Genomic DNA, 12,073 nt, shown 5'->3' with positions numbered 1-12,073 from the left:
CGCCATGACCACGCGATTTGAAACCATCAAGCAAGAACTCGCCGCCCAGCCGCGCAAGTGGCTGGTGACCGGCTGCGCCGGCTTCATCGGCTCGAACCTGTTGGAAACGCTGCTCAAGCTGAACCAGACCGTGACCGGCCTGGACAACTTCGCCACCGGCCACCAACGCAATCTGGATGAAGTGCGCGACTCGGTGTCGCCCGAACAGTGGGCGCGTTTTTCCTTCGTGGAAGGCGACATCCGCGATCTGGCTGCCTGCCAGCGCGCGACCGAAGGCGTTGATTTCGTCCTGCACCAGGCCGCTTTGGGCTCGGTGCCGCGTTCGCTGAAAGACCCGATCACCACCAACGAAGTGAACATCGGCGGCTTCCTGAACATGCTGGTCGCCGCGCGCGACGCGGGCGTGAAGTCGTTCGTCTATGCGGCCTCCAGCTCCACCTACGGCGACCATCCGGCCCTGCCGAAGGTGGAAGAGAACATCGGCAAGCCGCTGTCGCCCTACGCCGTCACCAAGTACGTGAACGAACTGTACGCCGACGTGTTCGCGCGTTCGTACGGCTTCGAGACCGTGGGCCTGCGCTACTTCAACGTGTTCGGCAAGCGCCAGGACCCCGACGGCGCGTACGCCGCCGTGATCCCGAAGTGGACCGCCGCCATGATCAAGGGCGAAGACGTCACCATCAACGGCGACGGCGAAACCAGCCGCGACTTCTGCTTCGTCGACAACGCGGTGCAGGCCAATCTGCTTGGCGCGATGGCCTCGCCCGAAGCGCGCAACCAGGTCTACAACGTGGCCGTCAGCGGCCGCAGCACCTTGAACGACCTGTTCGGCTTCCTGGTCACGGCGCTGGGCAACCAGAACGTGAACTACGCCAAGAAGCCGGTCTACGCCGACTTCCGCGCTGGCGACGTGCGCCATTCGCAGGCCGACGTCAGCAAGGCCGGCCGTCTGCTGGGCTACGTGCCGTCGCACACCGTGCTGCAAGGCCTGGAAGTGGCCATGCCCTGGTACACGCAATTCCTGCGTTGATTTGAAAGCACTCGTCCGCAAACTCGGCAACATCCACCCGGACCATCAGCGCATTTTCAAGGGCGCGTTCCGGGTGGCGGTGTTCCTTCTGCTGGGCAAGGCCGCCGGCGCCATCAAAGAGATGGCGGTGGCGTACCGCTACGGCGTCAGCGACGCCGTGGACGCCTACCAATTCACGATGACCATGGCCACCTGGCTGCCGGTCACCATCGTGGGCGTGCTGTCAGTGGTGCTGATCCCCGTGCTGGTGCGCCTGCGCCGCGCGGATGATGCCGAGCGCGACCAATTCATCAAAGAACTGCAAGGCTGGGTTGCCGCGGCCGGTGTCGCGCTGGCGATAGCTACCTGGTTTGCCTGGCCGTACGTTGTGGACGCCTTGGGCAAGGGCTTGCCCGAGCGCGTGCGCGGCATGACGGGCGACCTGCTGGTGGCCTTCGCCCCGGTGTCCGCCTTGCTGCTGATCGCGGGCATCAGTGCCGCGCGCCTGCGCGCGCACGAACGCCACGTCAACACCTTGCTGGACAGCGTGCCCGCCGTGGCCACGCTGGCCTGGGTCATGCTGGCCGTCAGCGCCGACGGCGTGGGCCCGCTGTTGTGGGGCACCTTGGTGGGCTACGCCATCCAGACCGTCTGGCTGGCCTGGCTGGCCGCGCGCGCGGATGGCGGCTTCTGGGGCGCGCCGCGCCTGACGCTGCGTTCGCCGCATTGGCCCGAACTGATGGGCGCGGCCGGCGTGATGCTGATCGGCCAGGTGGCCATGAGCTTTGTCGGCCCGCTGGACCAATACGCCGCCGCCAACCTGGGCGCCAACGCCAACGCCACGCTGGGTTACGCCAGCCGGCTGCTGTCGCTGCTGCTGGGCATCGGCGCGGTGTCGGTCGGGCGCGCCGCGTTGCCCGTGCTGGCCGATGTGCAGGCGCGCGGCGATACCGACCGCGCGCGCAGCATGGCATTGAAATGGTCGGTGTTGATGGTGGGCGCGGGCGCGGTGGCCGTGGCTATCGGCTGGGTGCTGGCGCCCTGGGGCGTGTCCGTGCTGTTCCAGCGCGGCGCCTTCACCGCCGAGAACACCGAGGCCGTGGCGCACGTCTTGCGCTGGGGCCTGTTGCAGCTGCCTTTCTATTTTGGCGTGTTGATCCTGGTGCAATTGCTGGCCAGTCAGAATCGCTACCGCATCATGGCCGCCATCGCCGTGGCCAACTTCGCGCTGAAGGCCGTGTTGAACACCGTGCTGGCGCCCAAGATGGGCGCGGCCGGCATCATGCTGGCAACCAGCCTCATGTATGTGCTGTCCTTCGCCTGCTACCTGGTGGTGGCGATGCGCAAGGCTGAACCCAAGGAGGCCGATTGAATGTCGCAAGCCGACTCCGGCCGCGCGCTGCGCGTGCTGCTGTTTATCCATTCGCTGCATGGCGGGGGCGCTGAACGGGTTGCCGCCGACCTGAGCGCGCACTGGGCCGGCATGGGCCGCGAGGTCATGGTCGTAACGCAGGCCAACGCCGATGGCGACGTCTACGCGCTGCACCCCAAGGTGCGCCGCGAAGTGCTGAACACGGCGGGCGAGGGCGGCGGGCTGCGCGGCATCTGGAGCAACGTGCAGCGCGTGCGCGCGTTGCGCCGCGTCATCAAGGCATTTCGGCCGGACATCGTGCTGGGCATGATGACCACGGCGTCCGTGCTGTCGGTGCTGGCCGCCTCGGGGCTGGGCTGCCGCGTCATCGCCACCGAACACACCCATCCGCCGTCGCAGACGCTGTCTGGCCTGTGGCAGCGCCTGCGTCGCATGACCTATCCGCGCGCCGCCCGTGTGGTGGCGTTGACCCGTGGCACGGCCGACTGGATCGAACGCCACGTCCCGGGCTCGCGCCTGGCCGTCATCCCCAACCCAGTGCATTGGCCGCTGCCGCGCGCCGAGCCCATGCTGAAGCCCAACGCGGCCCCCGATCGCAAGCGTCTGCTGGCCGTGGGCCGTCTGCACGCCGACAAGGGTTTCGACCTGTTGATCCAGGCCTACGCCACGCTGGCCCCGTCGCATCCGGACTGGGATCTGGTTATCCTGGGCGAAGGCCATGAACGCGGCGCGTTGCAGGCACAGATCGACCAGGCGGGCCTGGGCCAGCGCATCTCGATGCCCGGCCGCGCCGGCAACGTGGGCGACTGGTACGACAGCGCCGACCTGTACGTGCTGACTTCGCGCTTTGAAGGCCTGTCCAACACCTTGCTGGAATCCATGGCCAGCGGCCTGGCGGCGGTGTCGTTCGATTGCGATACCGGCCCGCGCGAGATTGTGCGCGACGGCATCGACGGCGTGCTGGTGCGGCCCAACGGCGATGTGCAGGCGCTGTGCAAGGCGCTGTCCGAAGTCATGGAAAATGACGCAAGGCGCCAGCGGATGGCGCAAGCGGCAACCGATGTGCGCGACCGTTTCTCGGCCGCGCGCGTCTTGCAGCAATGGAAAGAACTTTTTGACGGCGTGCGCGAATCGGGCCGCTAGGCCCTGCGGCACGCCGTTGCTACGGTGACCACGAGAACCTCATCATGTGTGGAATAGTCGGAATTTGGGGCCCCATCGGGAACAAGGAACGGTTGCTGGCCGAAAGCTGCCGCCGCATCCGCCATCGCGGGCCGGACAGCAACGGCTTCTGGGAAGACCCGGAAGCCGAAGTGGCGCTGGGCCATGTGCGCCTGGCCATCCTGGACCTGACCGAAGCCGGCCACCAGCCCATGACGTCCGCTTGCGGCCGCTACGTGATGGTGTTCAACGGGGAGGTCTATAACCATATGGACATCCGCAAGCAGCTGGAGCAATCGGCACTGGCGCCCACCTGGCGCGGCCATTCCGATACCGAAACGCTGCTGGCCGGTTTTACCGCGCTGGGCATCGAAGCCACGCTGCAAGCGGCGGTTGGCATGTTCGCCATCGCGCTGTGGGATCGCGCATCGCGCAAGCTGATGCTGGCGCGCGACCGCATGGGCGAAAAGCCGCTGTACTACGGCTATTCGGGCGCCGAACTGGTGTTTGCGTCCGAGCTGAAGGGCTTGATGCCCATCCCCGGATTCGGCCGCGACCTGAATCGCAATGCGCTGGCTTCGTACATGCGCCACAACTACATTCCCGCGCCGCAATCCATCTACCAGGGCATCAATAAGCTGCCCCCGGGAACGTGGATCGAATTCACCGCCGACGACACTCGCAGCCGCCGCATGCCGGAACCGCGCGTGTACTGGTCCGCCCGTGAAGCCGCCGACGCGGCGGCGCGCGCGCCCTTGTCCTTCGGCACCGATGCCGAAGCCGCCGAGGCGCTCGAAGGGGTGCTGTCCAAGGCGGTCGGCGGCCAGATGCTGTCAGACGTCAGCCTGGGCGCGTTCCTGTCGGGCGGCATCGATTCGTCGACCATCGTGGCATTGATGCAGGCGCAAAGCGCCAAGCCCGTGCGCACCTTCGCCATCGGTTTCCACGAAAAAGGCTATGACGAGGCGCAGCACGCCAAGGCCGTCGCCACGCACCTGGGCACCGATCACACCGAGCTTTACGTGACCGCCGACGATGCGTTGGCGGTGGTGCCGTCGCTGGCCGATATGTACGACGAACCGTTCGCGGATTCCTCGCAGATCCCGACGTCGCTGGTCACCAAGATGGCGCGCCAGCACGTCACCGTGGCGCTGTCCGGCGACGGCGGCGACGAGCTCTTCGGCGGCTACTCGCGCTATTTCCGCGTGAACAACTGGTGGCAACAATGCGAGCGTGTGCCCGCAATGCTGCGCAAGCCGGCCGGCGCGCTGCTGTCCGCCTCGGCCCAACTTCCCGGGCGCGGCGCCTGGCGCGGCAAGGTCGGCAAGCTGGGCGAGCTGCTGCGCACCGATTCGCGCGGGGATTTCTATCGCCACTTCGTGTCGTACTGGCCGGAGCCGTCGCAGGTGGTCAAGGGCGGCGTGGAGCCCGTGTCGGAATTCGCGCGCGACATGCAAGGGTCGACCTTCGAAGCCATGATGAAGCTGGACACGGTCACGTATCTGCCGGACGACATCCTGGTCAAGGTGGACCGCGCGGCCATGGCCGTCAGCCTGGAAACGCGCGTGCCGCTGATCGATCACCGCGTGTATGAATTTGCCTGGAGCCTGCCGCATCAATACAAGGTGCGCGGCAACACGGGCAAGTGGCTGCTGCGCCAGGTGCTGCATCGCCATGTGCCGCAGGCGCTGGTGGACCGCCCCAAGCGCGGCTTTGCCGTGCCGCTGGCCGCCTGGTTGCGCGGCCCCTTGCGCGAATGGGCCGATGCGTTGCTGGACCCCGCGCGGCTGCGCCAGGAAGGCTGGTTCGAACCCGAGCCCATCCTGCGCAAATGGCGTGAACACACCTCGGGCCATCGCAACTGGGACAGCCACCTGTGGGGCGTGTTGATGATGCAGGCCTGGCTGGATCGTTATCGTGCAGCACCGGATCAAGGGGGAACGATTGGGAGTCGTTGACGTATGAGAATTCTGATGTTGGTCAGTTCCATGCACGCGGGCGGCGCCGAACGGGTGGCCGCCACGCTGGTGAATGCATGGGCCGAACGCGGGGATACCGTCACGTTGACGCCCACTTATTCGTCCAAGGGCACGTGCTTTTATCCGTTGTCCGACAAGGTCCAGCTGGCCTGGCTGGCCGATATCGCCGGCACCCGCGCCTCGGGCGCGATGGCGGCGTTCAAGCGCTTGATGGCCCTGCGCAAACACATCCGCGACACCAAGCCCGATGTGGTCGTGTCATTCCTGACCAACGTGAACGTGGCCGCCATTTTGGCCACGCGGGGCCTGGGCGTGCCCTTGATCGTCTGCGAACGCACCAACCCCGTGGCCGAGACCACGACGGGCACCGTGTGGCGCCGGCTGCGCCGGCTGCTGTATCCGCGCGCCGACATGGTGACGGTGCAGGCCGAAGACACCGCCGCCCCGTTCTCGCGCCAGGTGCCGGGCATCAAGCGCCTGGCTGTCATCCCCAACCCCTTGCCCGCGCCCTTGCTTGAAGCACCGCGCGTGGTCCAGCACGACGGTGACGGCCCACGCGAACTGCTGGCCATGGGCCGCCTGGTGACCGATAAGCGCTTCGATCTGTTGATCGACGTGTTCGCGCAGTTGGCGCCAGCGCATCCTGATTGGAACCTGCGCATCTGGGGCGAAGGCCCGGAACGCGCGGCGCTGGAAGCGCAGGTTGCCAAGCTGGGCCTGCAAGCGCGGGTCAGCCTGCCAGGCCGTACCGAAACTCCGTGGGAAGAACTGGCGCGTGGCCAGGCCTTCGTGCTTAGCTCGCTGGTGGAAGGGTTTCCGAACGTGCTGCTGGAAGCCATGTCGCTGGGCTTGCCGTGTGTGGCCTTCGATTGCCCCAGTGGCCCGCGCGAAATGACGCGCGACGGGCAGGACGCCCTGCTGGTGCCCACCGGCAACCGCGATGCCTTGCGCGACGCCTTGCAACGCATCATGAGCGACCCGCTCTTGCGTCGGCAATTGGGCGACCGCGGCGCGTCCGCCGTACGCCAGCGTTATGCGCTTTCCAGCGTGCTGTCGGAATGGGACGAACTGTTCGACGCGGTGCGGGAGGGGCGATGAGCACCCCGGCATTACATGTGCTGCACGTGATCACCGGCCTGGGCCAGGGCGGCGCGGAATCCGTGCTGCTGCGTCTGGCGACGTACCCGGAAGCGGGTGTGTCGCACACCGTCGTGTCCTTGACCGATGAAGGCATCTACGGCCAGCGCCTGCGCGATGCCGGCGTCGCGGTGCATGCCTTGGGCATGAAGCGCGGCCGCGTCAGCCTGGGCGGTTTCATGGCGCTGCGCCGCTTGATCGCCGACACGCGTCCCGACGTTGTGCAGACCTGGATGTATCACGCCGACCTGATCGGTGGCCTGGCCGCGCGGCTGGCCGGCGTGCGCGCCATTGCCTGGGGCATCCGCAATTCCGGCGAACACCTGGAACGCAGCAGCCGGTCGGCGCGCATCGTCTTGCGCGCTTGCGCGTTGTTGTCCGGCAGCGTGCCGCGCGCCATCGTGTGCGCGGCGCAGAACGCCGCCGAACGCCATGCCGAAAAGGGCTACCGGCGCGACCGCATGGCCGTCATTTCCAATGGCTATGACCTGTCGCGTTATGCGCCGGACGCCCAGGCCCGCACGCGCATGCGCGCGCAATGGGGCCTGTCCGAAGACGCGCCCGTGATCGGCAGCGTGGCCCGCTGGGACCCGTTGAAAGATCACGCCAACCTGCTGCGCGCCGTGGCCGCGCTGGTGCGCGACGGGCGTGACGGCGGCTTGCGCTGCGTGCTGGTCGGACGCGGCATGACGCCCGACAACCCCGAACTGGCTGCCTTGATCGACAAGCTGAACCTGCGCGACCGCCTCATCCTGGCCGGCCCCAGCGACGACGTGCCCGCCGTGATGAACGGGCTGGACCTGCATGTGCTGTCCAGCTGCGCCGAGGGCTTTCCCAATGTGGTGGCCGAGGCCATGGCGTGCGGCGTCTATTGCGTGGTGACCGACGTGGGCGACGCCGCCTACATCGTTGCCGACACCGGCGTCGTCGTGCCGCCCGAACAAGCCGAAGCGCTGGCGCGGGGCATCGAAACCGCGCTGTGCGATGTGGCCGCTCGGGGCACGGGCCGCGCCGGGGAAGCCGGCCGCGCGCGCGTGCTGGAAAACTTTGATCTGGCACGCATGGTGCAACGTTACATCGCCGTATGGCGCCGTATTTCTGGAGCCAAGGCATGAGTCGCCGCCTGATGTTTGTGGTCAACAACCCCGCGTTTTTCATGTCGCACCGCGTGCCGGTGGCGCTGGCGGCGCAGCAGGCGGGCTATGACGTGCACGTGGCCACGATGGATGGCCCGGCGGTGGCCGACATTCAGGCGCTGGGCATGACGCATCACGCCATCCCCATGACGCGCAGCGGCAAGCATCCCTTGCAGGAACTGGGCACGTTGCGCGCGCTGGTGCGCCTGTTTCGCCGCGTGCGCCCGGACGTGGTGCACCTGGTCACGATCAAGCCGGTGCTGTACGGCGGCATTGCCGCGCGGCTGGCCCGCGTGCCGGGCATGGTGGCGGCGATCTCGGGGCTGGGCTTCGTGTTCCTGTCGAACTCATTGAAGATGCGCCTGGTGCGCGCCGTGGTGGCGCGTCTGTACCGCGTGGCGCTGGGCCATCCGAACAGCCGAGTGATTTTTCAGAACGCCAATGATCGCGACCTGCTCAAGTCCCTGGGCGCGGTGCGCGACGAGCAGGTCGTCATGATCCGTGGCGCGGGGGTGGACCTGGACGCCTATCGCGCGTCGCCCGAACCGCCGTCGCCGCCCGTCGTGGTCACGATGGTGGCGCGCTTGTTGCGCGACAAAGGCGTGCGCGAATTTGTCGATGCGGCATCGCTGCTGCGCAAGCGCGGCGTGCCCGTCACGATGCAGCTGGTGGGCGGGGTGGACGCGGGCAACCCCACGTCGGCCACGCAAGAAGAGGTGGAGGCCTGGCAGCGCGAAGGCGCGGTGCAGGCGTTGGGCGAGCGCTCGGACATCGCTGACCTGTACGCCGCCAGCCATATCGCCGTGCTGCCGTCGTATCGCGAAGGGCTGCCCAAATCGCTGATCGAAGCCGCGGCCTGCGGGCGCGCGGTGGTCACGACGGACGTGCCCGGTTGCCGAGATGCCATCGACCCCGGCAAGACCGGCTTGCTGGTGCCGGTGCGCGATGCCGCATCGCTGGCGGACGCCATCGCGCGTTTGGCGGATGATGCCGTGCTGCGCCAAGCGATGGGCACGGCGGGGCGCGAGCTGGCCGAACGCGAGTTCGATATCCGTCAGGTTGCGCGCGTGCATGTTGAGCTGTACGACGCGCTGGGGCGGCGCGCGGCTGGCGGCTAGCCCGTAGGCCGCCACCGACGCGCGGCCAGTATCCGGCAATCCCAGCCCGTGCCATGTCGAGCGCCGGCAGCGTCCCGCGCTGCCGCGCTGTCCGCCTATTGCCGCCGCGCGATCGCGTCGATCCAGAAGCGAGTCGACGGGTCCTGCTGGCTGGGCTGCGGCGAATCCAGCTCGCGCATGATGCCCTTGGCCAGCGCCTTGCCGAATTCCACACCCCACTGGTCGAACGGGTTGATGCCCCAGATCACGCCTTGCGTGAACACCTTGTGTTCGTACATCGCCAGCAACGCGCCCAGCGTGTAGGCCTCAAGGCGCGGCAACACGATCAGCGTAGACGGGCGCCCGCCAGGATGAACGCGGTGTTGCGCGAGCCATCGCGCGCGCGCCGGATCGCTTTCGGTGGCGGACGTCTCCGCCAGCGCGTCGTCAAGGGATTTGCCGCGCAGCAACGCCGAGCGCTGCGCCAGGCAGTTGGCAATCAGCAGTTCGTGATGGCGGGCGTAGGCGTGGTCCGGCTGTTCGCACAAGATGAAATCCACGGGTGCACCCATCGCGTCCTGGTGCATCCACTGGAAAAACGTGTGCTGGCAATCGGTGCCCGACATGCCCCAGATCGCGGGCCCCGTAGGCACGTCGACGGGGCTGCCGTCGGCCGTTGCGACCTTGCCCAGCGACTCCATTTCCAACTGCTGCGCCCACGGCACCAGGTGATACAGCCGTGAATCGTACGGCGCGATCACCAACGAGTCATAGCCCAGCACGCTGCGGTTGACGACGCCCGCCAGCGCCATCTGCACCGGCGCGTTCTCCGCCAGGGGCGCCGTGCGGAAATGTTCGTCCATGGCCGCCGCGCCCGCCAGCAACTGGTCAAACGCGTCGTTGCCCAGCGCCAGCGCGATGGGCAGGCCGATGGCGGACCACAACGAATAACGGCCGCCCACCCAGTCCCAGATCTGAAAGATGTGGTCGGGCAGGATGCCCAAGTTCAGCGCGGCTTCCACGTTGGCGGTAATCGCCACCACTTGCTTGATCGGGTCTGCCACGCCGGCTTCGCGCAGCCAGTTCATGGCCACTTCGGCGTTGGCCAGCGGCTCGGTCGTGGTGAACGATTTGGACGCGACGATGACCAGCGTGTCGTGCGGGTCCAGGCGGCTCATGGCGTCGGCGACGGAATGCGAATCCACATTCGACGCGAATCGCACTTCGCGCCGGGCGCCGCCATGGCGCAAGGCACGCGTCACCAGGCGAGGCCCCCAGTCGCTGCCGCCGATGCCCAGGTGCAGCACGTAGCCGTAGCGGTCGGCGCGATCGGCTTCGCGTACAAATTCGCGCAAGCGGTCGCGTTCGGCCTGCACCATCTTGGCCACCGGGGCGGGCGGGTTGGGCGCGCGCAGGGCGGTATGCCAGGCCGCGCGGCCCTCGGTCCAGTTGGCGTGGCCCCCGTCGAACAACAAGGCGCGGGCGGCGTCGAAGTTCTGCTGCGCCAGCAGCGCCTCGGACGCCGCGTGCAAGGCCGGCGAATGCGGCTGGGTGCTCAGGTCCAGCCGCAGGCCCGGGGCGTTGACGACCCTGAGCTGCTCGCCGCGCAGGGGCGCGGCCTTGGCGGCTGCCGAGAATTGTTGCCAGGCCGGGCTGTTGGATAGCGACATGGACGCAATCAGAACGGCAATGTCGCTTCCGGTGCGAGCTTGCCCAGTTCGCGTCGGAAGTCGGCCTGGATGCGGGCCAGCGCCTCGGCGTTTTCCGCCTCGAAACGCAGCACGACAACGGGCGTGGTGTTGGACGGGCGGGCCAGGCCGAAGCCGTCGGCGTATTCCGCGCGCACGCCGTCGATGGTGAGCACGCGGCGGGCGTCGGGGAACTGGCCGTGGTCCTGCAAACCCTTGACCAGGGCGAAGGGCTGGCCTTCTTCCATTTCGAGCTTCAGCTCGGGCGTGGATACGTCCTGTGGCAACGCTTCCAGCGGCGCGCAGGCGTCGGCCTGGCGCGACACGATTTCAAGCAGGCGCGCACCGGTGTACAGGCCGTCGTCAAAGCCGTACCAGCGTTCCTTGAAGAAGATGTGGCCGCTCATCTCGCCGGCCAGCGGCGCGCCGGTCTCGGCCAGCTTGGCCTTGACCAGGGAATGGCCCGTCTTCCACATCAGCGGAACGCCGCCGGCGGCTTCCACGGACAGCCCCACGTGGCGGCTGCACTTGACGTCGTAAATGATGGTGGCGCCGGGGTTGCGGTCCAGCACGTCGCGCGCGAACAGCACCAACTGGCGGTCCGGCCAGATGATCTGTCCGGATTTTGTGACCACGCCCAGGCGGTCACCGTCACCGTCAAAGGCCAGGCCCAGTTCGCAGTCGGTTTCGGCCACGCACTTGATCAGGTCTTGCAGGTTCTTGGGTTCGGCCGGGTCCGGGTGGTGGTTGGGAAACGTGCCGTCCACCTCGCAGAACAGTTCGGTCACTTCGCAGCCCAGCGCGCGGAACAGCTGCGGCGCCACGGCGCCGGCCACGCCGTTGCCGCAGTCGATGGCGATTTTCATGGGGCGGGCCAGCTTCACGCCCGAGGCCACGCGCGCGATGTAGGCGGCGACCAGGTCCAGCTGGCGGCGCACGCCGGCGCGTTCAGCCGGGGCCGAGGCCGCGCCGTTCATGGCGGCGCCCAAGGCCTGTACCTCGTCGCCATACAGGGCGCGGCCGCCCATCATCATCTTGAAACCGTTGTACTTGGGCGGGTTGTGGCTGCCGGTGATGGCCACGCCGGAACCGGTCTGCATGATGTTCGCCGCGAAGTAGACCAGCGGCGTGGGCACCATGCCAACATCCAGCGTATCGACCCCGCCTTCCAGCATGCCTTCCTGTAAGGCATCGGACAGCATTTCGCTGCTGAGGCGGCCGTCGCGGCCCACCACCAGGGTCTGCACGCCTTCTTCGCGTGCACGGGCGGCCAGCGCCACGCCTAGCGCGCGGGCGAACGTTGCATCGATCAGGTCCGGCACAGTGCCGCGAATGTCATACGCTTTGAAGACGGAAGCGGGAAATTGCGTGTTGTTGTTGCCCACGACGATTCCTTGAAGAAGAAGGTTGCAGCGCTGGTTTTGATGGGTCTAGTGGTAAACCCGTATATCAAAACCCGACCGGGTTAAGCAAGAAAAGTGAATTATCCCCCAT

Annotated in this window: 9 protein-coding genes; 7 read left to right on the top strand and 2 right to left on the bottom strand. The window is 67.3% G+C overall.

Annotated features, from left to right (window positions below; all coding sequences use genetic code 11):
* The first annotated feature begins 4 nt into the window (after positions 1 to 4).
* From DVB37_RS24115 to DVB37_RS24085, 7 genes are read left to right on the top strand one after another with little or no spacing between them, the layout of a single operon-like run.
* Entirely contained in the window at positions 5 to 1,030 is a 1,026-nt protein-coding gene (locus tag DVB37_RS24115; RefSeq protein WP_046805083.1) for an SDR family oxidoreductase, read from the top strand.
* A 1-nt stretch (position 1,031) separates the two neighbouring features.
* A complete protein-coding gene (gene murJ, locus DVB37_RS24110) occupies positions 1,032 to 2,381 on the top strand; it encodes a murein biosynthesis integral membrane protein MurJ (protein WP_046805082.1) in 1,350 nt (449 codons plus the stop codon).
* The gene (locus tag DVB37_RS24105; protein ID WP_120156989.1) at positions 2,382 to 3,524 is read left to right on the top strand and encodes a glycosyltransferase family 4 protein; all 1,143 of its coding nucleotides are present in this window, start codon (positions 2,382 to 2,384) and stop codon (positions 3,522 to 3,524) included.
* Between the two features lie 44 nt (positions 3,525 to 3,568).
* Positions 3,569 to 5,500 carry an asparagine synthase (glutamine-hydrolyzing) gene (gene asnB, locus DVB37_RS24100; RefSeq protein WP_046805080.1) on the top strand — a complete coding sequence of 644 codons (1,932 nt, stop codon included), beginning with the start codon at positions 3,569 to 3,571 and terminating at the stop codon, positions 5,498 to 5,500.
* Between the two features lie 3 nt (positions 5,501 to 5,503).
* Positions 5,504 to 6,619, top strand: coding sequence for a glycosyltransferase family 4 protein (locus tag DVB37_RS24095; RefSeq protein WP_120156988.1), 1,116 nt, complete (start codon positions 5,504 to 5,506; stop codon positions 6,617 to 6,619).
* A complete protein-coding gene (locus tag DVB37_RS24090) occupies positions 6,616 to 7,773 on the top strand; it encodes a glycosyltransferase (protein ID WP_120156987.1) in 1,158 nt (385 codons plus the stop codon). The genes DVB37_RS24095 and DVB37_RS24090 overlap by 4 nt, the downstream gene beginning before the upstream one ends.
* A complete protein-coding gene (locus DVB37_RS24085; RefSeq protein ID WP_046805077.1) occupies positions 7,770 to 8,912 on the top strand; it encodes a glycosyltransferase family 4 protein in 1,143 nt (380 codons plus the stop codon). Before DVB37_RS24090 ends, DVB37_RS24085 begins: the two co-directional genes overlap by 4 nt.
* Positions 8,913 to 9,007: 95 nt before the next feature.
* Here the strand turns inward: DVB37_RS24085 and pgi are convergent, their stop codons facing one another.
* Both pgi and DVB37_RS24075 read right to left on the bottom strand, forming a co-directional pair.
* Positions 9,008 to 10,561, bottom strand: a complete 1,554-nt coding sequence (pgi, locus tag DVB37_RS24080) for a glucose-6-phosphate isomerase (protein ID WP_120156986.1) — start codon at positions 10,559 to 10,561, stop codon at positions 9,008 to 9,010.
* Between the two features lie 8 nt (positions 10,562 to 10,569).
* Positions 10,570 to 11,964 carry a phosphomannomutase/phosphoglucomutase gene (locus DVB37_RS24075; protein WP_046805075.1) on the bottom strand — a complete coding sequence of 465 codons (1,395 nt, stop codon included), beginning with the start codon at positions 11,962 to 11,964 and terminating at the stop codon, positions 10,570 to 10,572.
* Between the last annotated feature and the right edge of the window lie 109 nt (positions 11,965 to 12,073).

The organism is Achromobacter sp. B7, assembly GCF_003600685.1.
GTDB lineage: Bacteria > Pseudomonadota > Gammaproteobacteria > Burkholderiales > Burkholderiaceae_B > Achromobacter > Achromobacter spanius_B.
Note: the sequence above shows the minus strand (reverse complement) of the source record. Positions and strands in the feature narration are given on the sequence as shown.